This is a genomic window from uncultured Flavonifractor sp., assembly GCF_944387675.1.
Classification (GTDB): domain Bacteria; phylum Bacillota; class Clostridia; order Oscillospirales; family Oscillospiraceae; genus Flavonifractor.
The window spans coordinates 1-26,534 of sequence record NZ_CALXFV010000019.1; the positions used below are offsets into that span (position 1 = coordinate 1).

Here is a 26,534-nt window from a genome sequence, read left to right on the forward strand (position 1 = left end):
CGGTGAAAGCTGACAAAGTCGGGGGCGGCGTCGGGGCAGTGCCGCCGGATGGCCCCTACCACCAGCTCCGGGTTCAGGCCCGGGTTCTGGGCTTTCACAATCAGGTCCAGAGTGATGGTGTCCCGCCGTTCCTCCACCGTGGCCTGGCGGATCAGGGGGATCAGGTCCACCTCCACCTTGCCGCTTTTTGCCTTTTTGCTGCGCTTTTCCATCACCAGGCTCTCCCGGGCCAGCAGGTCCCGAATGGCCGACTCGGCCCCGAAGGGCGCCCCGGCCTCATACTCCATGGTGACGATGTAGTTTACATAACAAAGCTCCTTCACCGGCCGTACCGCCTCATAGCAACGGTGAACGGTGATCCCGGCGGGGAGAGCGTCGCTCATTCTGGCCGGCACCTGGTCCGGGGGGGTGTCCAGCACCTGGCACTCCAGCACCTCACAGGCGCTGGAAAAGCCCACCGACAGGGGCAGGGGGATGGAGACAAAGGCGTGGGGATTGAAGCCCTCGGTATGCTTGATAGCGATACCCGCCCGGAGGAAGGAGCGCTGGAAGGTACGCATTAAATCCAGGTGGGAGATGAATTTGGCGGTATCCACCTTGGAAAAGGCCAGTCTATGCATCGCATTTCCCTCCCGGACAGAACTGATTGGCCCCGCAGCCGGAGCACCCGGCCCGGCAGTCGGGGGTGATGCGCGTCTCATAGGCCCGCTCCCGCTCCCGCCACAAGAACTGCCGGGTCACCCCCACGGAGGTCGCGTCCCAGGGAAAGACCTCGTCCCTGTCCCGGACCCGGTTGGCGTAAAAGGCGGGGTCCACCCCGCAGGCCTGGAAGGCCGCCATCCAGCCCTCAAAATCAAAGCCCTCGCTCCAGGCGTCAAACTTGGCGCCGTGGCGCCAGGCGTATTCGATCACCGGGGCCACTCGCCGGTCTCCCCGGGCCAGCACCGCCTCCAGAAAGCTGGTCTGGGAGTCGTGCCAGTTGTACTTGATGGAGCGGCCCTTCATGTGCTCCCGCAGCAGCTTCACCCGCCGCTGATACTCCTCCATGGAGATTTGCCCCTCCCACTGGAAGGCGGTGTGGGGCTTGGGGACGAACCAGGCGGTGGACACGGTGATGGTCACCCCCCGCTTGGGATTGGGGGTGGTCTCCTTCCAGGCCTGGTATACTTTTTCCGCCAGGTCGGCGATGCCCAGCACATCCTCGTCGGTCTCGGTGGGCAGGCCCAGCATGAAATAGAGCTTCACACTGCTCCAGCCCCCGGAAAAGGCGGTGCGGCAGGAGCGGAGCAGCTCCTCCTCGGTGACGTTTTTGTTGATGGCGTCCCGCAGGCGCTGGGTCCCCGCCTCAGGGGCAAAGGTGAGTCCCGACTTGCGCACGTGCTGCACCCGCTCCATCAGCCCCAGGGAGAAGTTGTCCGCACGGAGGGAGGGCAGGGACAGGGACACCTTGTTTGGCTCGCACCACTCCAGCAGCCCGTCGCACAGCCGCTCCAGGGGCCGGTAGTCGCTGGTGGACAGGCTGGAGAGGGTCATCTCCTGGTAGCCGGAATCCTGGCAGGCCTCAATTCCCTGCCGGCGCAGGATCTCCGGGTCCCTGGCCCGCACCGGGCGGTAAACGTACCCCGCCTGACAGAAGCGGCAGCCCCGGATGCAGCCCCGGAACAGCTCCAGCATCACCCGGTCATGGACAATCTCGGTGGAGGGGACGATGGTCTTTACCGGAAAATAGCTGTGGTCAAAGTCCTGGACAATCCGCTTGGTCACCACCGCCGGCGCTCCCTCCAGGGGGATCACGGCGGCCAGGGTGCCGTCCTCCTTCCAGGATACGTCGTAGAGAGAGGGTACATAAATGCCGGGAATTCCGGCGGCGGCGGAGAGAAACTCCTCCTTGCTCCAGCACTCCTCCCGGGCTCTGCGGTAGAGGTGGATGATCTCCTGGCTGACCTCCTCCCCCTCTCCCAGGACAAACAAATCCACAAAGGGGGCCAGGGGCTCCGGGTTGTAGGCGCAGGTGCCGCCGGCCACCACCACGGGGGACAGGCCGCACCGCTCCTCGCTGCGCAGGGGCAGGCCGGCCAGGTCCAGCATGTTGAGCACGTTGCTGTAGGACAGCTCATACCCCAGGGAGAAGCCGATCAGGTCAAAGTCGGCAATGGCGTCTCCGCTCTCCAGGCCGTAGAGGGGAATGCCCTCCCGGCGCATCTCCTCCTCCATATCCAGCCAGGGGGCGAACACCCGCTCACACCATACCCCCTCCATCTCATTCATCACGCCGTAGAGAATCCGAATGCCCAGGTTGGACATGCCGATCTCATAGGTGTCTGGAAAACACAGGGCGTAGCGCACATCCACGTCCCGGCGATCCTTCACCACCGCGTTATATTCCCCTCCGGTATAGCGGGCGGGCTTCTGCACCCGCGGGAGGATATGTTCCAGTGTACGATTCATGCCGAACCCTCTCTATGCTCCTTTAAAGTGGCCCGAAACGGGCTTATCATTATACTATACATACCCTTCCGGCGCAAGGCCAATTTCTCCCTCAGCCGGGGAGCAGAAAGGCGGTCAGGCACAGTACCGCCAGCCCCGTCAGGTTGGCCGCCGTAAACACCAGCAGATACCGGCCCGGCCGGGCGCCGGGGGTCTTCAGATAGCTCTTCAGGGAAATGAGGCTGGCCAGGGAGGCGATGGGGGTACCCAGTCCCCCCACGTTGGTGCCGATAAGTAGGCCCCGCCAATCCGCCGTGAAGCCGGACAGGAGCACCGCCGCCGGCACGTTGCTGATCACCTGGCTGGCCAGGCCGGCGGTGAGCGCCACCCGCCCTTCCATCAGGGCGGCGATGGCGCTGTGGATGGGGGGGCAGGCCCCCACGTTCCCCGCAAACAGGAAAAAGCAGAAAAAGGTGGCCAGCAGGCCGTAATCCACCCGGCGGAACAGGGAGCGGTCGAAAATCAGCATGGCCCCCAGCACCACCGCCAGCAGAGCGGGGTAGGGCAGCACCCGGAACACCGACAGCAGGCACAGCACAAACAGCACGGCCATCAGTCCCAGCTTGCTCCGGGACTGGATGCGGGCCTGGTCGGCAAAGACCACCCGGATGCCCTCCGGCTTGACGCACAAAGCCGCCGCGACCAGTCCCGCCAGGCTCACCAGGGACAGGGGCAGCATCACGGAAAAGAACTGCCCGGCGGTCAGCTCATAGTTGGCGTACAAGTACAGATTCTGGGGGTTGCCCACCGGAGTGGCCATGCTGCCCAGATTGGCGGCGATGGTCTGGAGGCTCACCACATAGATCAGCCGCTCCGTCCGTCCAATCAGTCCCAGCACCAGCACCGCAAAGGGGACAAAGGTGATAAGGGCCACGTCATTGGTCACCAGCATGGACACAAAGAAGGGCAGCAGCACCAGCACCAGCGTTACAAACCGCATCCGCCGCTCTCCCGCCAGCAGCCGCTGGGCCAGCACCGCGAACACCCCGCAGCTCTGAAGCCCGGCCACCACCGCCATCAGGCAGAACAGCAGGCTGATCACCCGCCAGTCGATGTAGTTGAGATAGGCCGCCGAGGGCGGGTTGAGCGCCACGGAGGCCAGGGCGCACACCGCCGCGATGCACAGCACCGGCTCCCTCTTCCAGAATCTCAGCAGGCCATTGCCCGTCTCCCTCATCTTCTCTCCCTCTTCCCCTGTCTGGACATGACGAAAAAGCCACCCTGGCGGGTGGCTTTTTCACACATCTTTCGCCCTTTGCCTTGTTTCAAATTTTACTTGATTCCCGTGCCGCGGTCAAGGGGGCGGCGGCTTTTTTCTCGCCGCTCAGGACCGGCGGAAGTCCTCCACCACGTCGGCCAGATGCACCGGCGAGAGTCCCGCGCTGTTGCAGCACTCCGCCAGCCGGTTTACCTCCTGAAAGTCCGTGGAAATCCGCCCGACGCATACGCCGCCCCGGCTGCGAATGCCGTACATCTGGGGCCAGGCCGTCTCGTCCAGAAAGACCCGATACATCACGCGGTTGTGTTTCATGTTCTCCTCTCTCCTCGTCTCTTCTTGTCTCTTATGGAATTCCGTCTTTCGCGGGTCATCGACCAAATTCGACCGGTTTCCGGCGGCAGGCGTGCTATACTACCCCAAACGCCTCTGCCGTTTCCCTGCCGGTGTCTTCCTCTGTTGTCTCTCTCCTCCCCTCCATATGTGGTGTTTCCCCTCTCCACACGCTCTATATAGTGTATTTTCCGCAGGATGTCAACGGCTGGCGCCTATTTGGATTGTTTCCCCTGATTTTTGACCACATCCGGTTTTTGCCGGAGGACTGGAGGAATTGCTATGTCCCTGATGGTTGAGAAGCTGGCCTATCTGAAAAAGGTGCGGGGGCTGACCACGGAGCAGGCCGCCCGGCTCTCCCACATTCCGGTGGGTACCCTGAACAAGATTTTCTCCGGCCAGACCAAGCACCCGGCGGCAGAGCATATTGAGCGGATCTCCCGGGTCTTCCGGGTGACCGCCCACTACCTGCTGGACGACGAGCTGCCCACCGAGGACTGCTTCTGCGCCCTGGCGGAGGATAGCCTGTTCGCCCTGTCGGCGGAGGAGGTGCGGTTTGTGACCCAGTACCGCCGGCTGGACAGCACCGCCCGGCAGGCTCTCGCGGCCATGGCCGCCCTGCTGCGGATTCCCACCGGCCTGCTGGCGGGTACGGTGCCGGTCCGGCGCACCTTCTGCTACACCGCGCCCGCGCCTCAGAGCGCCGCCGGCGGACCGGTACGCACCATCCTGCTGCCGGAAACCGACTCCGCCGCCGCCCAGGCCCAGTTTGCCGTGCTGCTGGAGGATGGGTGCATGGAGCCCATCTATCCCGCCGGATCGGTGCTGCTCTGCCGCCGGGGGCCGGTGGGCCGGGAGGATTACGGCCTGTATCAGCTCAACCAGCGGCTGCTGCTGCGCCGCCTGATCCGCCGCAGGGGCGTAACCCGCCTGGTGGCGCCCAGCCTGGCCTACAAGGACGTGGTGGTGGCCGACACCGACTTTCTGGACTGCCTGGGGGTTATCACCGGCCTGGCCCGGAGCTACCGCTGGGGGTAAGCCCGGTTGACAAGGCAGGGAAAGGATGATACCATAAAAACAGAAATACCGGGTATTGGCCCGGTTAGAAGGGAAACTTTGGGAATGGAGGGAAGATGACGGTAGCCGCCGGCATCTTCCCTGTCTTTTTCTCTCTAGGAAGGAGTGCGGAAATGGACCTCAAGTCTGACATTGAAATTGCCCAGGCCTGTGAGATGAGGCATATCAAGGACATCGCGGCGGTGGCCGGGGTGGACGAGGACTATCTGGAGTACTATGGCAAGTACAAGGCCAAAATCGACTTAAAGCTGCTCTCTGACCGGGCGGACAGGCCCGACGGCAAGCTGGTCCTGGTCACCGCCATCAACCCCACCCCCGCCGGGGAGGGGAAAACCACCACCACCGTGGGCCTGGCCGACGGCATGCGCCGGCTGGGGAAGAATACGGTGGTGGCCCTGCGGGAGCCCTCCCTGGGTCCGGTGTTCGGGGTGAAGGGGGGCGCCGCCGGGGGCGGCTACGCCCAGGTGGTCCCTATGGAGGATATCAATCTCCACTTCACCGGCGACTTCCACGCCATCGGCGCGGCCAACAACCTGCTCTCCGCCATGCTGGACAACCACATCCAGCAGGGCAACGAGCTGGACATCGACGTGCGGCGCATCACCTGGAAGCGGTGCGTGGACATGAACGACCGGCAGCTGCGCAACATTGTGTGCGGCCTGGGGGGACGGATCAACGGCGTTCCCCGGGAGGACGGGTTTGACATCACCGTGGCCAGCGAGATCATGGCGGTGCTCTGCCTGGCCGACGGGCTGGCGGACTTGAAGGCCAGGCTGGGCCGGATGGTGGTGGCCTATACCCACACCGGTTCGCCGGTCACCGCCCACGATCTGAAGGCGGAGGGGGCCATGGCCGCCCTGTTGAAGGACGCCATCAAGCCCAACCTGGTCCAGACCCTGGAGGGGACCCCCGCCTTTATCCACGGCGGACCCTTCGCCAACATCGCCCACGGCTGCAACTCGGTCACAGCCACCCGGGTGGCTCTCAAGATGGGCGACTACGTCGTTACCGAGGCGGGCTTCGGCGCCGATCTGGGGGCGGAGAAGTTTCTGGATATCAAGTGCCGCCTGGCCGGACTCCGCCCGGCGGCGGTGGTGCTGGTGGCCACGGTCCGGGCGCTGAAGCACCACGGCGGCTGTCCCAAAGCCGAGCTGGGCCGGGAGAACCTGCCCGCCCTGGAGGCGGGTCTGCCCAATCTGCTGCGCCATGTGGAAAACCTCACCGGCGTCTACGGTCTGCCCTGTGTGGTGGCCATCAACCGCTTCCCCACCGACACCCAGGCCGAGCTGAAGCTGGTGGAGGACAAGTGCAGGCAGCTGGGGGTTAACGTGGCCCTCAGCGAGGTGTGGGCCAAGGGGGGCGAGGGCGGCATGGCTCTGGCCCGGGAGGTCCTCCGCCTGTGTGAGGCGCCCAACCGCTTCTCCTTCGCCTATGACCTGGACCAGAGCATTGAGGCCAAGCTGGAGGCCATTGTGAAAAAGGTGTACCACGGGGACGGGGTGAGCCTCACTCCCGCCGCCAAAAAGCAGGCGGCGGAACTCACCGCCCTGGGCTTCGGCTCTCTGCCCATCTGTATGGCCAAGACCCAGTACTCCTTCTCCGACAACCAGAATCTGCTGGGGGCGCCCGAGGGTTTTACCGTCACCGTGCGCAACCTGAAGGTATCCGCCGGGGCGGGCTTCCTGGTGGCCCTGACGGGAGACATCATGACCATGCCCGGTCTGCCCAAGGTCCCCGCCGCGGAAAAGGTGGATGTGGACGAGACGGGCAAAATTTCCGGACTGTTTTAAAAGGAGGTCTCCGCTGATGTATACCGCTGAACAGAATTGTCAGGAATTTTTGGACGCGCTGGCCTCCAAGGCCCCCGTACCCGGCGGCGGCGGCGCCTCCGCCATGGTGGGCGCCCTGGGCGCCGCCCTGTGTACCATGGTGGGCAACTTCACCGTGGGCAAGAAGAAATACGCCGCTGTGGAGGAGGACGTAAAGGCCCTCATAACCAGGGCAGAGACCCTTCGCGCCAAGCTGCTGGCGCTGGTGGACGCCGATGCGAAGGCCTTTGAGCCTCTGTCGAAAGCCTACGCCATCCCCAAAGACGATCCCGGCCGGGCGACCGTCATGGAGCAGTGTCTCCGGGATGCCGCCGCCACCCCCATGGCCATTCTGCACCTGAGCTGCGAGGCCATCGACCTGCACCGGGAGATGCTGGACAAGGGCAGCGTCATGATGCTCTCCGACGTGGGGACCGGGGTGATCCTCTGCCAGAGCGCCTTGTACGGCGCCGCCCTCAACGTTAAGGTGAACACCAAGAGCATGGCGGACCGCCCCTACGCCGACGCTATGGACGCCCAGGCCGACGCACTGGTGTCCAAATACGCCCCCATAGCCCGGCAGGTATATGAGGCGGTTACGGGGAGGTATGCGTGATGGCCCAGTTGTGGAAAGGCGCTCCCGTGGCCGCCGCTCTGACGGAGCAGCTGGCCGCCCGTGCGGCGGAGCTGGCCGGGCGGGGCGTCACCCCCACCCTGGCCATTGTTCGGGTGGGGGAGCGGCCGGAGGACTTGTCCTATGAACGGGGGGCGCTGAAGCGCTGTGAAAAGGTGGGCATCGCCGTCCGGCAGTTCCTGCTGCCGGAGACCGCCGGCCAGGAGGAACTGCTGACGGTGATCAGCCAGATCAACCGCGATCCATCCATCCACGGCTGCCTGCTGTTCCGCCCACTGCCCAAGCACATGGACGAGCGGGCGGTGTGTCAGGCTCTCTCCCCCGCCAAGGATGTGGACGGCATCACCTCCGGGTCTCTGGCGGCGGTGTTCTCCGGCAGCGGCGCGGGCTATCCCCCCTGCACCGCCCAGGCCTGCCTGGAAATTCTGGACTACTACGGCTACGAGCTGAAGGGGAAGCGGGCGGTGGTGGTGGGCCGCAGCCTGGTCATCGGCAAGCCGGTGTCCATGCTGCTGCTGGGCCGCCACGCCACCCTCACCATCTGCCACACCCGCACCGCCGACCTGGCCGCCGAGTGCCGCCGGGCGGAGGTTCTGGTGGCTGCGGCCGGAAAAATAGGAGCGGTGTCCGCCGCCTGCCTCGCCCCCGGCCAGGTGGTGCTGGATGTGGGCATCAGCGTGGACGAGGAAGGCAATCTGGTGGGGGACGTGGACTTTGCCGCGGCGGAGGCCACAGTGAAGGCCATCACCCCTGTCCCCGGCGGCGTGGGGGCGGTAACTACCTCAGTTCTGGCCCGCCATGTCATTGAGGCAGCGGAAAAGGCCAGCCGGTAACCAAGCAACACACAGGCCATCGGAGCCGCGTTCCGATGGCCTGTGTGTTTTTCACTCTTTATGCCTCCATCAGCAGGAAGGAGCCATCCTTTCCGCTCATACCAATGTGCAGCACCTGTTGGCTTCCGTCCGTATCCGTATAGGAGAGTCCCACGGTGGGCAGCACGCCTGGAAAACTGATTGACACCACCAGGGGCCGGTCCGGGGTAAATTCCTCTGCCTGATACAGGGCTTCCCCCTCCGCCGTGACCAGCTTCTGGGCATTCTCGTCCCAGGTCAGGTAAAACAGGCTGAGGTCCTGCACAGCGGCATTCGTGGTCAACACCAGCCGGCTGCCGTACCCGTCGATGGCGGCGTCAAGCGCCTCATAATCCGGAGATTGGGCCAGCAGCTCCTCCGTGGCCGGGGCGACGGAGAGCTCCGCCGGGGCGGGCAGTTGGCCGAATACCCCGTGGACCTCCGCCCGGCCGGCGTCTCCATCTGGCAGGATCACCAACTTGAGCCCGCCCACCATGCCGTCTTGGGTGAGCAGATAGTAACAGGTCCCGTCGCCGGTTCGGATTCCCCTGTCGCTGCACCAGCCCTCCAGCACCGGGATGGAGCTGATATCGGCAAAGTCTGTAAACAGCTCCGTATCCGCCGGCATCTCGCCCTGGGCTACCGCGCCGCTGTCCAGATTGAGCCTGTATGTCTCAAAATCCTGTGCTCCCGTCCCTTGGCTGGAGAGATACGCATCGTTTCCCGCCCTGTCCACCTGCACCAGCAGCACCGTATCCCCCTGCCCGTGACGGGCCAGGTTCAGCTTGCTCAGGTCGAGCCTCTGGATGAGCTCATAGCTTTTCAGGTCCAGGACAAAAAAGCCGTTCAGATAATGGAACACCAGCTTTTCCCCGTCGGCATAGTCCAAATCCGCCATAACGGCACCGATGGGACTGCCGGTATACGCCGCAAAGTCCTCGTCAGACATGGTATATGTCTCGTCCGGTATCTGACTGGCATCCGGTTTTGGTCCGGAGGACAGGCACACGGTCAGGGAGATGCACAGAAGGGACGCCAGCACAACCGCCAGCCATGTGGGCCGCTTATCCTGCATGATGTTCTCAATTCTTTCCCTGGTATCTCCCTCTCCAAAGGCAAGGGGCGCGGGGATGGACCCTCTTCTTCCGGCGGCAAATTGCAGCAGAGACGCGGAATAGTCCGCCCGGATGTCGTCCCGGGTACTCCGGATCACCGCCTCGTCACAGGACATCTCCATATCTCTGGCGGACAGTCTGAACGCCAGCCAGACCAGGGGATTGAACCAGTGCAGGCACAGCGCCCCAAAGGCCAGCACCCTGGTCACATGGTCCCCTCTTCGGATGTGGTGACGCTCATGCCGGAGGACGTAGGACCGCGCTCTCTCGGACAGTGCGGAGGGCAGATAGATTTTGGGGCGGATCAGGCCCAGGACAAAGGGTGTGGGAATATGATCAGCCAAATAGACGTTCCCCTCCAGCGGGACGGCGCCGGTGAGCCTGCGGCCCAGCCGCAGGAGCTGGAGCAGCTGGAAGGCCAGCATGGCCCCGACGCCGCACAGCCAGAGAACGCCAGCCACCGACGCAGCCTGTTGGGCGGTACTTCCTGCCGGCATCTCCTGCTCCAAAGCCGGGTCCCCGTCCTGTTCCGGCGGCTGGCCGGCCGGGGGCGCGGCCGCCTGATGTTCCTCATCGTGCAGGGTATCATGCTCCACGGTCTCCGTCCCGGCGGCAGGCGGCTGCAGGAGGTCCATCGGAGAAAATCCGAAAGGCAGCGCCACCGGGCAGAGCAGGCGGAACAGTACCACCGCCCAGAGGACATAGGAAAAGATTTTGGGCGCCCGCTTCAGCAGCAGCCTTGCCAGCAGCACCGCCAGAATGGCCCCGCTGGCGGCAACAGACATGCGGAGCACAGCGGGAAACAGCAGATGCGGCATATCATCCCCTCATTTCGTCAATTAGCCTCTGCAATTCCTCGATCTCCCGGTCGGACAGCTTCTCCCCCTTGGAAAAAGCGGTGAGAAATTTGGGCAGGGAACCCGCAAAGGTCTCCTCCACAAACTGTCGGCTCTGCATCCCTTGGAATTCCTCCCTGGACAGCAGCGCCGTGACCACGCCGCCGCTGTTCTGGAAAATGCCCCGCTCACACAGCCGCCGGAGCATGGTGTAGGTGGTGGATTTCTTCCAGCTCAGCTCCTGCTGGCACAGCTTGACCAGCTCGCCGGAGCCGATGGGCGCATGGGTCCAAATCAGCTGGGCAAAGCGGGTCTCCACCGGACCCAATCTCATATCAGCCATAAGACGCTCCCTCCACGCAAGATGGTTTACTGGTTGTAAACCTCTCCATGGTCAGTTTACACCCAGTAAACCATCTTGTCAAGCAGTTATGGCGCCAGTTTTTCCGCCGCCAGGGTCATCTGCGCCTGGGTCAGGTCAAAGCCGGGCTCCAGCTCCACGATGCGCCCCGACCAGCAGAGCAGCCATTCACCGGTAGGTGTATCCTCCACGGCCCACCAGCGCTGCCAGACCTGCTCCGCCCCCCAAGGCTCGGGGTCGGCAGCCATGTAGGTGTAGAGGCGCACCTCTTCCCCATCCTCCATCTCCGCCGTCCAGTCATCCCGGTCGTGGAGCAGCTCCTCCACGCACCAATTGTACAGGAAGGGCAGATGGACGTCCACGATGGTATAGTCCAGGTATACCGGGTTCTCTCCCGCCTGGCGCTGGTCGAAGGAACTATCCTGATGGAAGCTCCGCCTGGTAATCAGGAAGGTGGAATCCGTCTGCCGCCGGGTGATGTAGCGGTCATCCTCCACTCCGGTCAGGTCCTCCACCGACAGGGACGGCTCAATCAGCTCCTCCATGGTGGAAATGCGCCCGGTGCGCAGACCCCACAGCAGCCCGCCCATGATGCCTCCCATCAGGACAAAGGCCAGCACCACATCTACCGTCAGGGTGACCCCCCGGTTCAGGCTCCGGGAGGCCTTCTGCCGCTTGAGGAAGTTCTTCACCCCGTTGACCGCCAGGAACATCAGGGCGTAGCCCGCCAGCATAAGGACCAGCGTCAGCCGGAGGCCGGGCTTCCGGTCAGCGGCAAAAATGTAGACAAGGGCCAGCGCCGTTACCGCCATCATAGCCAGCATCAGCTTGTGGCACCCCTTTGTGGGGACAAACTCCCCCAGAGGGGCGGCCTTCTTGGCCCTGTGCCGCCAGGTGAAGTAGCGGATCAGGTCGGCAGCGCACCACAGAAAGAGCATCAGCCAGATGGCCCCGGTGGCCAGGTTGTAGGCGCTGGAGAGCAAATCAATGGGGCTGTGGGTCAGGGACCAGAGCCAGGAGCCCCCCATCCAGAAGCCGATGACCAGCAGGAAGAACTGGAAGGGCAGCACCCGCCTCATCATTTTCCCGATGCGCTCCAGCTCCAGAGCCGGCTCGGTATCGATGGGTACCGGGTCGGCCTCCTCATTGTAAAAGACCTGCATCTGCCCGGAGGAGGCCGCCAGCTTCCAACCGGACTGGAGGCAGAAATCGTGGAACTCCCTCTGCTCCTCCGTAGGCCCGGCATCAAACTGGGAGGCCCGCAGGTAGTAGGTGACGGTGAAATGGAGCCGCCTTGGCTCGGTGCGCTTGTAGTACCAGCCCAGGTTGCTCATCCGCTCCAGCAGCCAGCCCTGGGCCGCCCGCTTTTCCAGATGGCGCTCCATACTGGTACGGTCATAGTAGGAAAAGGGGATAAAATCCCACTTCCGGTTCTTCACGGCTGCTCCTCCTCTCCGAATACGGCCCGGTAGTCCCATGCCTGGGCGCAGATGCGGCGGTACTCCCCTGACAGGGCCTCCTTCCCCTTTTCCGTCAGCACATAGCTTCTCCGGCGGCCCTCCGCTCTGGTCTCCCGGATCATCCCCGCCTCCGCAAACTGCTCCAGCAGATTGTACAGGGTGCCGGAGCCCACCCGCACACGGCCTCCCGTCATGGCGGGAACACGCTCCATAATATCCATGCCGCAGCACTCGCGGCTCAGGCAGAGCAAAATGTAGTACATCTGCTCGGTGAGGGTCTGGAATTTGGGCCGGGGCATGTGTCTCACCTCTATTCTCGAATATCGACATTTCCTGTCTGTATTGTATTCTCGAATATCGACATTGTCAAGTCTCTCTTTGGCTCTTGCGTCTGTTCTTCGGGAATGGTATGATTAAAGATACGCAAAAAGCGGATGAAAGCGGGTAAGGATATGGCCGAGTTGGATCAAAATCTGCTGACGGTGGGCAGCGTACCCCGGAAAATGCTCACCTTCGCCCTGCCGATTTTTTTGAGCAACCTGTTCCAACAGCTGTACAACGCGGTAGACTCTCTGATTGTGGGGAAATTCATCGGGCAGCAGGCCCTGGCGGCCGTCAGCTCCTCGGGCAGCCTTATCATGCTGCTCATCGGCTTCATCAACGGCCTATCCATGGGCGCCGGGGTACTTATCGCCCGGTTTTACGGCGCTCAGGACAGCGACCATGTGGAGCGGGCGGTACACACCACGGTGGCCCTGGGCATCACCGCCGGGGCGGTACTGACCGTGGCGGGGGTCATCCTCACCCCGCAGATCCTCCGGTGGATCGGCACACCCGCCGATGTGATTCAGAATTCCATCCTCTATTTCCGCATTTATTTTCTGGGTTCCAGCGCGGTGGTGCTGTACAACATGGCGGCCAGCATCCTCCAGTCGGTGGGGGACAGCCGCAGCCCCATGAAATACCTCATCCTGGCCTCCCTTACCAATGTGGTGCTGGATTTGCTCTTTGTGGCGGTGCTTCGCCGCGGGGTGGGCAGCGCCGCCCTGGCCACCATTCTCAGCCAGATCCTCAGCGCCAGCCTGGCCCTGGTTCGGCTCTCCCGCACCCAGCACAGCTACCGCATCCGCTGGCGGCGGGTGCGGTTTGAGGGGGCCATGCTCCGGCAGGTGGTCACCCTGGGCGTCCCCTCCGGGGTGCAGAACTCGGTGGTCTCCCTGGCCAACGTCATTGTCCAGGCCAACATCAACGCCTTTGGCTCCTCCGCCATGGCGGGCTGCGGGGCGTACAGCAAAATTGAGGGGTTTGCCTTCCTCCCCGTCACCTGCTTCGCCCTGGCCCTGTCCACCTTCGTCAGCCAGAATATCGGCGCCCAGCGGTATGACCGGGTGCGGGCGGGGATGAAATTCGGCCTGCTGTGCAGCCCCATTCTGGCCGAGTGCATCGGGGTATTTATCTTCTTCCTCTCCCCCATTCTGGTGGGTGCCTTCAACGACCACCCGGATGTGATCGCCTTCGGCGTCAACTACGCCCATACCGTGTCCCTGTTTTACTGCCTGCTCTCCTTCTCCCACTGCTGCGCCGGCATTCTGCGGGGCATGGGCCGTCCCATCGTACCCATGACCATCATGCTCTCGGTATGGTGCGCCCTGCGCATCACCTACATCACCCTCACCGTCCGCCTCATTCCCTCCATTCAGGTGGTCTATTGGGCCTATCCCCTCACCTGGGGCATCAGCTCGGTGCTGTTTGTCCTCTGCCTGACCAAGCTGCGCTTCCCGGCCATGCCGGAGGGGCGCGGCGAAAAAAGGAGTGCTGCCCCGTGAAAATCATTGACAAGCTGAATCAGGACAAGGTCACCCTGTCCTTTGAGGTCTTTCCCCCCAAGACCAGCGACACCTACCAGTCGGTGGAGCGGGCCACCCAGGAGATTGCCGCCCTGCACCCCGACTTTATGAGCGTCACCTACGGCGCCGGCGGCGGCACCAGCGACTACACCGTGGGCATTGCCGCCGGCATTCAGGACCGGTACGGGGTGGACGTGCTGGCCCACCTCACCTGCGCCTCCTCTACCCGAGTCCACGTGACTCACGTACTGGACCAGCTGAAGGCCAAGGGCATTCAGAACGTGCTGGCCCTCCGGGGGGACATCCCTGAGGGGGGAGCCCCCGCCCACGACTACCGGTACGCCGCCCAGCTGGTGGAGGAGATCAAGGCCCACGGAGACTTCTGCATCGGGGGGGCCTGCTACCCCGAGGGCCATCCGGAGGCTCCCACCAAAACCGCCGACATGGATCACCTGAAAGCCAAGGTGGAGGCGGGCTGCCAGTTCCTCACCACCCAGATGTTCTTTGACAACAACATTCTGTACAATTTCCTCTACCGTATCCGGGAGAAGGGAATCACCGTGCCGGTGGTGGCTGGGATCATGCCGGTAACCAACGGCAAGCAGATCGCCCGGATCTGCAAGCTGTCCGGCACCTACCTTCCCCAGCGCTTCAAGGCCATTGTGGACAAGTTCGGGGACAACCCCCCGGCCATGCGTCAGGCGGGGGTGGCATACGCCGCCGATCAGATCATCGACCTCATTGCCAACGGAGTCCAACACATCCACATCTATTCCATGAACAAGCCGGAGATTGCCGCCGGTATCCAGGCCAGCCTGTCGGAGGTGCTGAAATGAAGGTGGCCGCCCCTTATCCGGAGGTGTGCCGCTACCTGGGCTACCGGCGGGGGGTACAGCCCGACCCGGAGACGGAGGCCCTCATCCGCGCCTGCACCGCCCGGGTGGAGCAGGCCGCCCAGCCCCGGACGGTGAGCGCCGTACATCCCCTGACCTTCGGGGCGGGGAACGGCCTGGAGCTGGGACCCATCCGGGTGGAGAGCGCCGCCCTGGCCAAAAACCTGCGGGGCTGTGAGCAGGTCATCCTCTTCGCCGCCACCCTGGGGCTGGAGGTGGACCGGCTGATTGCCCGCGCGGCGGCGGGCCGGGTGGCGGAGGGGGCCGTGTACCAGGCGGCGGGGGCCGCTCTCATTGAGGCGGTGTGCGACGCCGCTACCGACGCCCTCCGGGCCGAGAGCGAGGCCCAGCGCTGGTACCTTCGCCCCCGGTTCAGCCCGGGATACGGGGACTTCTCCCTCACCTACCAGCCGGAGATCGTCCGGCTGCTCCGCACCCCGGAGCGTATCGGTCTGACGGTAACCGATTCCATGCTCCTCCTCCCCGCCAAATCGGTGACGGCGGTGATGGGCCGCACCCGCCAGGCCGTGGCCTGCCACCGGCAGGGCTGCCAGGCCTGCGGAAAAACAGACTGTCCTTTCAGGAGAGATTGACCATGAATTTGCGAGATGTACTGGGGCGGAAACGCCTGTTTTTTGACGGAGGCACCGGCACCCTCCTCCAGGCCCAGGGTCTGAAGGGCGGGGAGCTACCCGAGACCTGGAACCTGCTCCACCCCGAGCGCATCCAGGCCCTCCACCGCTCCTACCTGGAGGCGGGAGCCGACATCCTCTGTACCAACACCTTCGGGGCCAACGCCATCAAGTTCCCGTCAGACGGGCCGCTTGCGCTGGAAGCGGTGGTGCGGGCCGGAGTGGCGCTGGCCCGGGCCGCCCGGGCGGAGGCGGGCCGGACGGCCGACGCCTGGATCGCCCTGGATCTGGGTCCCACGGGCAAACTTCTCAAGCCCATGGGGGAGCTGGATTTTGAGGCCGCGGTCTCCCTCTACGCCCAGGTGGTGCGCCTGGGTGCGGAGGCGGGAGCCGACCTGGTGCTCATCGAGACCATGAGCGACAGCTATGAGGCCAAGGCCGCCGTGCTGGCCGCCAAGGAAAACTGCGATTTGCCCGTGATCGTCACCACGGTATACGGAGAAACCGGCAAGCTGCTCACTGGCGGCAGTGTGGCCTCCACCGTGGCCCTGCTGGAGGGCCTGGGTGTGGACGCCCTGGGGGTCAACTGCGGCATGGGTCCCGCCCAGATGGAACCCATTGTGGCGGAGCTGGCCGCCTGCGCCTCCCTGCCCGTGGTGGTCAACCCCAACGCCGGTCTGCCCCGCAGCGTGGGGGGTGAGACTGTGTTCGACGTGGGGCCGGAGGAGTTCGCCGCCGTGATGGAGCGTCTGTCCGCCCACGGCATCCACCTGATGGGGGGCTGCTGCGGCACCACGCCGGCTCACATCCGCGCCCTGACCGACCGCTGCCGGGCGCTGCCCTTTTTTTCCCCCAGGCCCAAGCACCGCACGGTGGTGTCCTCCTACGCCCAGGCGGTGGTGCTGGGGGACAGGCCTGTACTCATCGGGGAGCGGATCAACCCCACGGGCAAAAAGCGGTTCAAGCAGGCCCTGCGGGAGCACGACATCGGGTATCTGCTCAATGAGGGCTTTGCCCAGGAGGAGGCGGGAGCACACATTCTGGACGTAAACGTGGGCCTGCCTGAGATCGACGAACCCGCCCTGCTCACCGAGGCGGTATGCGCGCTGCAAAGCGTCATTCCCCTGCCCCTCCAGCTGGACACCTCCGATCCGGCGGCCATGGAGCGGGCCATGCGCCGCTACAACGGAAAGCCCATGCTCAACTCGGTCAGCGGCAAAGCGGAGAGCATGGCCGCCGTCTTCCCTCTGGTACGAAAGTACGGCGGGGTGGTGGTGGGCCTGACCCTGGATGAGGGGGGCATCCCCGATACCGCCGACGGCCGGGTGGCTATCGCCAAAAAGATCCGGGACACTGCCGCCGGATACGGCATCCCCGCCCACGACATCGTTATTGACCCCCTTACCCTCACCGTGTCCTCCCAGCCCGACGCCGCCCTGGTCACCCTGGAGGCCCTGGCGCGCATCGGGCCGGAGGTGGGCTGCCCCACCATCCTGGGGGTGTCCAACGTGTCCTTCGGCCTGCCTCAGCGGGAGCTGGTGAATGCCGCGTTCTTCACCATGGCCCTCCAGAAGGGGCTGAGCTGCGCCATTCTCAACCCCCTGTCCACCGGTATGATGGCTGCCTGGCGCGCTTACCTGGCGCTCACCGGGCAGGATGCGCAGTGCGCCGGCTATCTCGCCGCCTACGGCAGTCAGGGCGCCCAGGCCGCCGCTCCGGCCGCCCCGAACGAGGCGCCCCCTCTGGACGAGTGCGTGGTCCGGGGGCTCAGGGAGGGGGCCGCTCAGGCCGCCCGGGACGCGCTGGCAGAGGGCGCGGCCCCTCTGGAGCTGGTGGACCGGCTCCTGATCCCCGCCCTGGACCAAGTGGGCCGGGGCTTTGAGGACGGCACCCTCTATCTGCCCCAGCTGCTGATGAGCGCTGAGGCCGCCAAGGCCGCCTTTGAGGTGGTGAAGGCCGCCATGGCCGGTGAGCGCCGGGAAAACCGGGGTACCGTAGTGCTGGCCACGGTGAAGGGGGACATCCACGACATCGGCAAAAACATCGTCAAGGTATTGCTGGAAAATTACGGCTTTCAGGTGGAGGACCTGGGCCGGGACGTGGCCCCGGAGACCATCGCGGCCGCCGCCGCCAGACCCGGGGTGCGCCTGGTGGGCCTCAGCGCCCTGATGACCACCACAGTGGTGCATATGGAGCAGACCATCGCCCTGCTGCGCCAGCAGGTTCCACAGGTCCAGGTGGTGGTGGGCGGCGCGGTGCTGACGGCGGAGTACGCCGCGCGCATCGGCGCCCACTGCTACGCCAGGGACGCCATGGCCACCGTCCATTTCGCCCAGCAGGTCTATCCACGGACGTAGGGGAGAAAACGAGGCGAATTTGCAATTTTTATTTTACAAAGTGTCACTTTTGCTGTATAATAATAATGTTGCGGCAAACTGCCGCAGCCAATTCAAAGAAATTTAGGAGTGTTGATTTATGAGCCGGATGGTCGGTACCGTATCCATGGGAATCCGGGCTCCCATTATCCGCAGCGGCGACAACCTGGTGGAGATTGTCACCGCTTCCGTGCTGGAGGCTGTGAAGGACGGCGCGATTACCGTTCGCGACCGGGACGTGGTGGCCATGACCGAGGCCATTGTGGCCCGGGCGCAGGGCAACTATGCCTCGGTGGAGGACATCGCCGCCGATGTAAAGGCCAAGCTAGGCGGAGAGACAATCGGGGTCATCTTCCCCATCCTCAGCCGCAACCGCTTTGCCATCTGCCTGCGCGGCATTGCCAAGGGCGCCAAAAAAATTGTTCTCATGCTCTCCTATCCCTCCGACGAGGTGGGCAACCACCTGATTGACGAGGATGTGATGGATGAGAAGGGGGTAGACCCCTACAAGGATGTGCTCTCCCTGGAGCGCTATCGGGAGCTGTTCGGCTACACCACCCACCCCTTCACCGGCGTGGACTATGTGGACTACTACTCCAACCTGATTCGGGAATGCGGCGCCGAGGTGGAGGTCATCTTCGCCAACGATCCCCGGGCCATCCTTTCCTATACCAAAAACGTCCTCTCCTGCGACATCCACACCCGCGCCCGCACCAAGCGCCGCCTGATCGCCGCCGGGGCGGAGAAGGTCTTCTGCCTGGACGAAATCATGACCGCATCCATCAACGGCAGCGGCTACAATGAGACGTACGGTCTGCTGGGTTCCAACAAGTCCACCGAGGACAAGGTGAAGCTCTTCCCCCGGCCCTGCCAGGACCTGGTGGAGGCCATCCAGGCCAAGCTTCTTGCGGAGACCGGCAAGCATGTGGAGGTCATGGTCTACGGCGACGGTGCCTTCAAGGACCCGGTGGGCAAGATCTGGGAGCTGGCCGATCCGGTGGTCTCCCCCGCCTACACCGCCGGTCTGGAGGGTACCCCCAATGAGCTGAAGCTGAAGTACCTGGCGGACAATGATTTTGCCGCCCTGTCCGGGGAGGCTCTGCGGGACGCCATCAAGAATGAGATCAAGAAGAAGGACGGCTCCCTGGTGGGCAAGATGGCCGCCCAGGGTACCACCCCCCGCCGGCTCACCGATCTGATCGGCTCCCTGTGCGATTTGACCTCCGGCTCCGGGGACAAGGGGACGCCCATCGTCTACATCCAGGGCTACTTTGACAACTATACCACCGAATGAGTCACAGCTTCTGAACGATAGCTCCATCAGCAGCAAAAAGGCACCGGCGGAGAAATCCGCCGGTGCCTGAGACTGTCGAAAAAGGCCGTTGGCCTTTTCCGACAAAAGGCTGCATGACGGGTCGGCCTCGATTTCTTGCGAAATAGTCACCCGATCCGTCATGAGAAGTGTCATTTCCGAGGCACATGTCCCCGGAAATGACGAATTTCAGTATGATTCTGTCGCCTGCGGGCGACAGAACTCTGCGAGGCTCCCTACGGGGGAGGTTTTTCGACAAGCTGAGGCACCGGCGGAGAAATCCGCCGGTGCCTTTTTGCATATTCCGCCGGGTTGCGGCGGAGCGCCTTCTTTCACTTAGTACAGCAGGTTCAGATCGTTCTCCGGGTTGAACAGATGGATCAGCTCGGGACGGAAGGTGAAGTTGATCTCGGTGCCGTAGGGAATGCCGGCCCGGTGCTCCTCCGGCAGGTCCACCGTGGGAACCCGCAGCACCACGTCCCGGCCCACCGCGTTGACGTGGAGGTAGACCTCGCTGCCCATCATCTCGGACACGTCCACCTTGCTGGCGATGGTGTGGGGGCCGGCAACAGACGCGAAGGAGATGTGCTCGGGACGGACGCCCACAACCACCTTCCGGTCGCTCTCGCCTTTCTCGGTAAGGATCTTCTGGGCCTTGTCGGACAGCTCCATCACCGCCTCACCCACATGGATCTGATATTTGCCGCCCTGCTTGGACAGCTGGCCGTCAAAGAAGTTCATCTGGGGAGAACCGATGAAACCGGCCACAAACAGGTTGGCGGGACGGTCAAACACCTCCTGGGGAGTGCCGATCTGCTGGATGAAGCCGTCCTTCATGATCACGATCCGGTCGCCCAGGGTCATGGCCTCGGTCTGGTCGTGGGTCACGTAGATGAAGGTGGTGTTGATCCGCTGGCGCAGCTTGATGATCTCGGCGCGCATCTGGTTACGCAGCTTGGCGTCCAGGTTGGACAGCGGTTCGTCCATCAGGAAGACCTGGGGATCCCGGACGATGGCGCGGCCGATGGCCACGCGCTGCCGCTGGCCGCCGGACAGAGCCTTGGGCTTGCGCTCCAGGTACTGGGTGATGTCCAGAATGGCGGCAGCTTCCCGCACCTTCTTGTCAATCTCGTCGGCGGGGACCTTCCGCAGCTTCAGGGCGAAGGCCATGTTCTCATACACCGTCATGTGGGGATACAGCGCGTAGCTCTGGAACACCATGGCGATGTCCCGGTCCTTGGGCTCCACATCGTTCATCCGCTTGCCGCCGATGATCAGGTCGCCCTCGGAGATGTCCTCCAGGCCGGCCACCATCCGCAGGGTGGTGGACTTGCCGCAGCCGGAGGGGCCTACCAGTACGATGAATTCCTTGTCCGCGATCTCCAGATTGAAGTCGTGAACGGCGGTCACCTTGTTGTCATAAATCTTCTTGATGCCTTTCAGAGATACCGTTGCCATATGCATGGGCCGTAAGGGCAATGCCTCCGCAAATACCCTCTCGCCCGCGGGGAGCGATACCCCGCGGACTTTACGGCAGGTCTCCACACTGCCGCACCGCCGGCCGGCGGTTTTTCCTCCTTTTTTGCAGCTCCCCCGGCCCTATAAAAATGGAGTAGAGCCGGGAGGCCTGATTTGGGGGCTGCGCTTCAGCGGCTGACCAGCTTGCCGCGGAAAAACACGTCTTTGACTTCCAGATTCTGGTCCAGGATCACTACGTTGGCCCGTTTACCCGGCTCCAGGCTGCCCGCCCGGCTGTAAATGCCGATGGCCTTGGCGGGGTTCACCGCCGCCGCCTGCACGGCGTCGGCCAGGGGGATACCGAAGGAGACCGCGGTCTGCATGCACTTCATCAGGTCGGTCACCGAGCCGGCCAGGGTGCCGTCGGCCAGGGTGGCGTATTTGCCCTTCACCGTCACGTCCTGGCCGCCCAGGGTGTAGGCCCCGTCGGGCATACCGGCGGCCCGCATGGTGTCGGAGATGAGAATGACCCGCTTGGCACCGAACATTTTGAACACCGCCCGCACCACGGCCGGGTGGATGTGGACTCCATCACAGATCAGCTCCACCTTGCACAGGGGCGTGTCCAGCGCCGCGCCCACCACGCCCGGCGCCCGGTGACTGAAGGGGGGCATGGCGTTGAACAGGTGGGTCACCTGCCGGGCACCCAGACGGAAGGCCTCCATGGCGGTGTCATAGTCCGCCGTGGTATGGGCCAGGGAGATGGTGACTTCGCTCTCCATGGCCTCAATGAATTCCATGGCCCCCTGCTCCTCGGGTGCCAGGGACACCAGCTTCACCAGACCCTGGGAAGCCGCTATCAGCCGCCGGAGCATCTCCACGTCGGGGGCGTGGAGCCAGTCGCCGTTTTGGGCGCCCTTCTTGGACATGGAGAGGAAGGGACCCTCCAGGTTGATGCCGCACAGGGCGGCACCGGGCTTGTCGGCCGCCTTATGGGCGGCGGCCACCTGGCACACGCGGATCAGCTGCTCCTCCAGCAGGGTCATGCCCGCCGGGCAGATCTGGGTCACACCCCGGGACAGCTCGTACTCGGCCATCACCTGCAGGCCATCCGGATCGGCGTCGGAGAAGTCATACCCCTTGCAGCCGTGGAAATGCAGGTCGGTAAGGCCTGGAATCACATAACAGCCGGAGGCGTCATAGCTCTGTCCGTCGGCGCTGGAGTTGGAGAGGAGGCGGCCGTCAAAGCACACGTCCCGCTGGACAAAGCCCTCTTGCAGGTCAAAGACCTGACCGCCGGTTATCCGCATACGGGTACACCCGCTTCCACCAGCTTGCTGAGGGCGGCCTTGTCGCCCACCAGGGTCACGTCGGGGTGGAGCTGGAGGATGGAGGCAGGCACATCCCGGGTCACCGGGCCGGCAAAGGCCTTGACCACCGCCTCCGCCTTGTCCTCGCCGCTGACCACCATCAGAATCCGACGGGCGTTCATGATGTTCTTGATACCCATGCTCAGGGCGTGGCGGGGAACCTCGTCCCGGCTCTCAAAGAAGCGGGTGTTGGCGTCGATGGTGCGGTCGGTGAGGGTGACCAGGTGGGTCTCCAGGCCGAAGTCGTCCCCAGGCTCGTTGAAGGCAATGTGGCCGTTGTGGCCCATGCCCAGCAGCTGGAGGTCAATGCCGCCCAGGTCCTGGATCAGCTTGTTGTAAGCCTCGCACTCCGCCTTGGGGTCCTTGGCCAGGCCGTTGAGCACGTGGGTGTTCTCCGGCTTGATGTCGATATGATCGAACAGATTGCTCTGCATGAAGTAGCGGTAGCTCTGCTCGTGATGAGGGGACAGGCCCAGATACTCGTCCAGGTTTACAGAGCGCACCTCCGCAAAGCTCAGATCGCCCTTCCGGTACCAGTCCACCAGCTGCTGGTAGGTACCCACGGGGGTGCCGCCGGTGGCCAGACCCAGCACGCAGTCGGGCTTGTAAATCACCTGGGCGGAGATGATGTTGGCCGCCCGGCGGCTCATGGCCTTATAGTCTTCCGATTGATAAATACGCATACCAATTATCTCCTATTTATTCAGCAGTACTTGGCAATGGCGTCGGCAATCATGGCGGCGGCCTCGTCCACCACGGCGGCGTCGCTGTCAATGAGGCCGGGCATGGGCTTGCGCACGGAGCCGCAGGCCACACCGTTCTTGGCCAGGATGGCCTTCATCACAGCATACAGGTTGCCGTGGGCGGAGCACATCTTGTAGATGATCCGGCAGATATCGTTCTGGATCTGACGGGCGGGCTCCATCTCGCCCTTCTGGAAGTGCTCATACACCTTCAGGAAGAGCTCGGGCATGACGGCGTAGGTACCGCCGATACCGGCGCAGGCGCCCATGGCCAGGCCGGAGATGTACTGCTCGTCGGGACCGTTGAAGACGATAATGCCGGCGTCCCGCCACATCTGGATATCCTGGACGGGCATGGAGGAGTTCTTCACGCCGATGACCTTGGGGTTCTTCTTCATCTCGGCCAGCAGGGAGGGGGTGAGGGCCACGCCCGCCAGCTGGGGGATGTTGTAGATCACAAAGTCGGTGTTGGGGGCGGCGGCGGAGATGTCGTTCCAGTACTGGGCGATGCCGTACTCAGGCAGGTGGAAATAGATGGGGGGGATGGCGGCGATGGCGTCCACGCCCAGGCTCTCGGCATGGGCGGCCAGCTCCTGGCTGTCGGCGGTGTTGTTGCAGGCCACGTGGGCAATAATGACCACCTTGCCCTTGGCCTCCGCCATCACGTTCTCCAGCACCACCTTGCGCTCTTCCACGCTCTGGTAGATGCACTCGCCGGAGGAGCCGCCCACATACAGGCCGTTGACGCCCTTGCCGATGAGGTAGCGGGTCAGCGCCCGGACACCCTCGGGAGAGATGTTGCCGGCCTCGTCATAGCAGGCGTAAAACGCGGGAATGACGCCCTGATATTTCTTCAAATCGCTCATGTCAATTTTCCTTCTCTCAAATTATTTGGAGATAAAGCGGACTTAGCCCTTGACAGCGCCCATGGCAATGCCCTGGGTGAAGTACTTCTGGAAGGCGATGAACACCACCACAATGGGGATGGCGGCCAGGGCGGCGCCGGCCATGATGAGGCCGAAGTCGGAGGACATTTCGCCCTGGAGGTTGGCGATGGCCAGAGGCAGGGTCCAGTTCTTGTCACTGGTGAGCATAACCAGCTGGAGGAAATAGTCGTTCCAGGTGTTGACGAAGGTGAAGATGGCCAGGGCGCCGATGCCCGGCTTGATCATGGGGAAGACCACGCTGAAGAAGGTGCGCAGCTCCCCGGCGCCGTCCACTCGGGCGGCCTCCAGAATCTCGTTGGGGATGGTCTCGGCAAACTGCTTCATCAGGAACACGCCGAAGGGCCAGCCGACGGTGGGCAGGATAACCGCCCACAGGTTGTCGTTCATGTGGAAGAAGGTCATCTCCTGCAGCAGGGGGATAACAATGACCTGCTTGGGCAGGGCCATGGCGCAGATGATGATGGTGAACAGGATGCCCCGGCCATAGAACCGTTTCTTGCCCAGGGCGTAGCCGGCCAGGGCGGCGGTGAGGCAGGTGAGGATCATGGCCATGGCAGAGATGAAGATGATGTTGAACAGCCACTTGAACGCGGGATGCTCAAACAGGCGGGCGTAGTTGTCCACCGTGGGATTCTGGGGGAACCAGATGGGATACTTGGCGTTGATTTCGATAACGTCCTTGAAGGAACCGGTGGCAATCCAGTACAGGGGGAACAGGAAGAAGATCGCCAGCAGGATCAGGACCACCGCGGCAAACACCTTGTAGCCGGTGGAGGTTCCGCTCAAATCAGTGGTTTTCGCTTTCATGTTCTCACTCCCCCCCTTAGTCCGTCTTGGCCAGCTTGAACTGGACAGCGGAGAATATGGCAATGATAATGGCCAGGATTACGCCGATGGCGTTGGCATAGCCCAAATCATTGAGACGATACGCGGTGTCGTACACCTGATACATGATGGTCATGGTGGAGTTCAGCGGGCCGCCCTTGGTCAGCAGCTGGATCAGGGCGAAGCACTGGAAGGAGTTGATGGTGGTGATAACCAACACGTACAGGGTGGTGGACATAATCTGGGGCCACTTGATCTTCCAGAACACCTGGAGCTTGGTGGCGCCGTCCACCTGAGCCGCCTCCACCAGGGACTGGTCCACGTTGCCCAGGGCGGCCACATACAGCACGATGGGCTGACCGATGGAGGTGGTGAACAGGATCAGGATGATAAACCAAATGGCGGTGGAGGAGGTACCCAGCCAGTCAAAGCCGTCGGTGCCGGCCACCTGGTTGAGCAGGCCGTAGTAGGGGTGGAGGATCCATTTCCACACCACGGTAATGGCCACGGAGCCGGTAACCACCGGCAGATAGAACACACACCGGAAGAAGGAGCGAGGAATGGAATGCATTTTGTAGATGGCGGAGCTCACCCACAGGGAGAAGGCGGTAACAGTGGGTACCGCCACCACCACGATGAGCACCGTGTTCAGGAAGCCCCGATGGAAAATGGGGTCCTGAAACAGCTTGATGTAGTTGTCCAGACCGGCAAAGCCCTTGATGCCGCCCAGGCCGTACTCCATGAAGCTGTAAAACACACAGATGAACATGGGTACCACCACGAAGGACACGAAGAACACCAGGCTGGGCAGCAGGAACAGATAGGCGGAAATGGTTTCTCTCCGGACCAGAGCCTTGCTCATGCCGGAGAACTGGGAGCGTTTTTCCTTTTTGGGCTTCTGCTGCGCTGGGGCCGCTGCGGTATTTTGCGCCATGAGTCTCTCCCCTCTTTCAAAAGTAGTATTGCTTCCGGGACACCCCGGGATAAAAAGTTGCGCCCGCCCCCTCACAGGGAGCGGGCACAACATTGCTACCTCACATGTTCGGCCGCTGAATCAATCTCAGCCAATGTTGGCGTTGGCCTGCTGCACGAAGTTGTCGGCAGCGGTCTGCACGTCGGCGCCGGTGGTCATGATCTCAGCCAGCATGGGCCACCACAGGGCGCGCTGCTCGGTCCAGCCGCCGGTCAGGGCGTAGTACCGGCCCAGGTAGTCGCTCATCAGAGCGAAGGGAGCGCGGACATCCGCATCCTCAGCGTCGGCATACACATCGCCCCAGTCACTGTGGACGGGGAAGAAGCCGGTGACCTTCACAGCCTCGGTGCCGGCGGTCTGGTCGTTGCACACGAAGTCCACGAACTTCTTGGCGGCCTCGATCTTGGCGTCGTCGCCGTTGTTGAAGATGCCGAAGCCGTAGGGGCCGGCCATCTCCAGCTCGGGAGTGCCGTCGTCAGAGGGGAACGCCATGGCGAAGGGGGTGAACTGGGTCTGCTCAGCATACTGAGTGTAGTTGGAGTAGTTCCAGCAGAAGGTCACAGCGGCGGTCTGGTTGGCAAAGGCCTGCAGCTCGTCGGAAGCGGCGAAGCTGGCGTTGGCGCTCATGGACTTGTTGTTGACCATGTCCTGGAGCAGGGTCAGGGCCTTCACGTTGTTGGCGCTGTTGGCCAGGTAGGAGGTGCCGTCCTCATTTACATAGTAGTCGGAGTACAGGTTGTTCACCAGAGCGCGGGTACCCTGGTCGCCGCCCTGGGCGCCGCAGTAGATGATGCCGGGTACGGTGATGTCGATGGTGCCGGCGTCAATGGCGTCACGGACAGCCTCCATGGCCTTCACAAAGTTGTCGGTGGTCCAGGTACGGGTGGTCTCGTCCAGGTACTGGAGGGCGCCGGCGGCCTCAAAGGCCTCGTAGTTGATGGCCATGCAGTGGGCGGCCACGCTCAGGGGATACATGTAGTA

Annotated in this window: 24 protein-coding genes; 9 read left to right on the forward strand and 15 right to left on the reverse strand. The window is 63.2% G+C overall.

Annotated features, from left to right (window positions below):
- From Q0J74_RS03365 to Q0J74_RS03380, 4 genes are all read right to left on the reverse strand, one after another.
- On the reverse strand, positions 1-620 hold a 620-nt coding region (locus Q0J74_RS03365), incomplete at its 3' end, for a TIGR03936 family radical SAM-associated protein (RefSeq protein WP_297210593.1).
- Positions 613-2,448, reverse strand: a complete 1,836-nt coding sequence (locus Q0J74_RS03370) for a TIGR03960 family B12-binding radical SAM protein (RefSeq protein ID WP_297210595.1) — start codon at positions 2,446-2,448, stop codon at positions 613-615. The genes Q0J74_RS03370 and Q0J74_RS03365, both read right to left, overlap by 8 nt.
- A gap of 91 nt (positions 2,449-2,539) precedes the next feature.
- Positions 2,540-3,664: an SLC13 family permease gene (locus Q0J74_RS03375; RefSeq protein ID WP_297210598.1), complete on the reverse strand. Its 1,125-nt coding sequence runs from the start codon at positions 3,662-3,664 to the stop codon at positions 2,540-2,542.
- Between the two features lie 147 nt (positions 3,665-3,811).
- Positions 3,812-4,084 (reverse strand): DUF6514 family protein, encoded by a 273-nt coding sequence (locus Q0J74_RS03380; protein WP_363315547.1) that lies wholly within the window; start codon positions 4,082-4,084, stop codon positions 3,812-3,814.
- Between the two features lie 234 nt (positions 4,085-4,318).
- Here Q0J74_RS03380 and Q0J74_RS03385 point away from each other — a divergent pair, with 234 nt between their 5' ends.
- From Q0J74_RS03385 to Q0J74_RS03400, 4 genes are all read left to right on the forward strand, one after another.
- A complete protein-coding gene (locus Q0J74_RS03385) occupies positions 4,319-5,074 on the forward strand; it encodes a helix-turn-helix domain-containing protein (protein WP_297210603.1) in 756 nt (251 codons plus the stop codon).
- A gap of 152 nt (positions 5,075-5,226) precedes the next feature.
- Positions 5,227-6,903, forward strand: a complete 1,677-nt coding sequence (locus tag Q0J74_RS03390) for a formate--tetrahydrofolate ligase (RefSeq protein WP_297210606.1) — start codon at positions 5,227-5,229, stop codon at positions 6,901-6,903.
- 16 nt (positions 6,904-6,919) lie between these two features.
- Positions 6,920-7,537 (forward strand): cyclodeaminase/cyclohydrolase family protein, encoded by a 618-nt coding sequence (locus Q0J74_RS03395; RefSeq protein ID WP_297210608.1) that lies wholly within the window; start codon positions 6,920-6,922, stop codon positions 7,535-7,537.
- On the forward strand, positions 7,537-8,388 hold the full coding sequence (locus Q0J74_RS03400; RefSeq protein WP_297210610.1) for a bifunctional 5,10-methylenetetrahydrofolate dehydrogenase/5,10-methenyltetrahydrofolate cyclohydrolase: 852 nt from the start codon (positions 7,537-7,539) through the stop codon (positions 8,386-8,388). Before Q0J74_RS03395 ends, Q0J74_RS03400 begins: the two co-directional genes overlap by 1 nt.
- A gap of 58 nt (positions 8,389-8,446) precedes the next feature.
- On the opposite strand, the gene Q0J74_RS03405 is transcribed toward Q0J74_RS03400, so the two are convergent.
- The 4 genes from Q0J74_RS03405 to Q0J74_RS03420 all read right to left on the reverse strand — a co-directional run bounded on the left by Q0J74_RS03405 (position 8,447) and on the right by Q0J74_RS03420 (position 12,477).
- A complete protein-coding gene (locus Q0J74_RS03405) occupies positions 8,447-10,339 on the reverse strand; it encodes a M56 family metallopeptidase (protein WP_297210612.1) in 1,893 nt (630 codons plus the stop codon).
- A 1-nt stretch (position 10,340) separates the two neighbouring features.
- Entirely contained in the window at positions 10,341-10,700 is a 360-nt protein-coding gene (locus Q0J74_RS03410; RefSeq protein ID WP_297210615.1) for a BlaI/MecI/CopY family transcriptional regulator, read from the reverse strand.
- A gap of 86 nt (positions 10,701-10,786) precedes the next feature.
- Positions 10,787-12,157, reverse strand: a complete 1,371-nt coding sequence (locus tag Q0J74_RS03415) for a DUF2812 domain-containing protein (RefSeq protein ID WP_297210618.1) — start codon at positions 12,155-12,157, stop codon at positions 10,787-10,789.
- Positions 12,154-12,477 carry a PadR family transcriptional regulator gene (locus tag Q0J74_RS03420; protein ID WP_297210620.1) on the reverse strand — a complete coding sequence of 108 codons (324 nt, stop codon included), beginning with the start codon at positions 12,475-12,477 and terminating at the stop codon, positions 12,154-12,156. The genes Q0J74_RS03415 and Q0J74_RS03420 overlap by 4 nt, the downstream gene beginning before the upstream one ends.
- A gap of 153 nt (positions 12,478-12,630) precedes the next feature.
- Between Q0J74_RS03420 and Q0J74_RS03425 the strand changes: the two genes are divergently transcribed.
- The 5 genes from Q0J74_RS03425 (at position 12,631) to Q0J74_RS03445 (ending at position 19,219) form a co-directional block, all read left to right on the forward strand.
- On the forward strand, positions 12,631-14,004 hold the full coding sequence (locus Q0J74_RS03425) for an MATE family efflux transporter (RefSeq protein ID WP_297210622.1): 1,374 nt from the start codon (positions 12,631-12,633) through the stop codon (positions 14,002-14,004).
- Entirely contained in the window at positions 14,001-14,861 is an 861-nt protein-coding gene (metF, locus tag Q0J74_RS03430) for a methylenetetrahydrofolate reductase [NAD(P)H] (RefSeq protein ID WP_297210625.1), read from the forward strand. The genes Q0J74_RS03425 and metF overlap by 4 nt, the downstream gene beginning before the upstream one ends.
- Positions 14,858-15,511, forward strand: coding sequence for a vitamin B12 dependent-methionine synthase activation domain-containing protein (locus Q0J74_RS03435; protein ID WP_297210628.1), 654 nt, complete (start codon positions 14,858-14,860; stop codon positions 15,509-15,511). Before metF ends, Q0J74_RS03435 begins: the two co-directional genes overlap by 4 nt.
- A gap of 2 nt (positions 15,512-15,513) precedes the next feature.
- Positions 15,514-17,907, forward strand: a complete 2,394-nt coding sequence (locus tag Q0J74_RS03440) for a homocysteine S-methyltransferase family protein (protein WP_297210631.1) — start codon at positions 15,514-15,516, stop codon at positions 17,905-17,907.
- Between the two features lie 118 nt (positions 17,908-18,025).
- Positions 18,026-19,219, forward strand: a complete 1,194-nt coding sequence (locus Q0J74_RS03445; protein WP_297210634.1) for a coenzyme F420-0:L-glutamate ligase — start codon at positions 18,026-18,028, stop codon at positions 19,217-19,219.
- 354 nt (positions 19,220-19,573) lie between these two features.
- On the opposite strand, the gene ugpC is transcribed toward Q0J74_RS03445, so the two are convergent.
- The 7 genes from ugpC to Q0J74_RS03480 form a co-directional block, all read right to left on the reverse strand.
- Positions 19,574-20,695 carry an ABC transporter ATP-binding protein gene (gene ugpC / locus Q0J74_RS03450; protein WP_297210638.1) on the reverse strand — a complete coding sequence of 374 codons (1,122 nt, stop codon included), beginning with the start codon at positions 20,693-20,695 and terminating at the stop codon, positions 19,574-19,576.
- A 188-nt stretch (positions 20,696-20,883) separates the two neighbouring features.
- On the reverse strand, positions 20,884-22,005 hold the full coding sequence (gene nagA, locus Q0J74_RS03455; protein WP_297210641.1) for an N-acetylglucosamine-6-phosphate deacetylase: 1,122 nt from the start codon (positions 22,003-22,005) through the stop codon (positions 20,884-20,886).
- Entirely contained in the window at positions 21,996-22,748 is a 753-nt protein-coding gene (gene nagB, locus Q0J74_RS03460) for a glucosamine-6-phosphate deaminase (RefSeq protein WP_297210643.1), read from the reverse strand. Before nagB ends, nagA begins: the two co-directional genes overlap by 10 nt.
- Positions 22,749-22,768: 20 nt before the next feature.
- Positions 22,769-23,674 carry a dihydrodipicolinate synthase family protein gene (locus Q0J74_RS03465; RefSeq protein WP_297210645.1) on the reverse strand — a complete coding sequence of 302 codons (906 nt, stop codon included), beginning with the start codon at positions 23,672-23,674 and terminating at the stop codon, positions 22,769-22,771.
- Positions 23,675-23,716: 42 nt separating this feature from the next.
- Entirely contained in the window at positions 23,717-24,562 is an 846-nt protein-coding gene (locus Q0J74_RS03470; protein ID WP_297210647.1) for a carbohydrate ABC transporter permease, read from the reverse strand.
- Between the two features lie 16 nt (positions 24,563-24,578).
- A complete protein-coding gene (locus Q0J74_RS03475; protein ID WP_297210649.1) occupies positions 24,579-25,514 on the reverse strand; it encodes a carbohydrate ABC transporter permease in 936 nt (311 codons plus the stop codon).
- A gap of 126 nt (positions 25,515-25,640) precedes the next feature.
- Positions 25,641-26,534 (reverse strand): ABC transporter substrate-binding protein (locus Q0J74_RS03480; protein WP_297210652.1); only part of this gene is annotated, 894 nt, incomplete at its 5' end.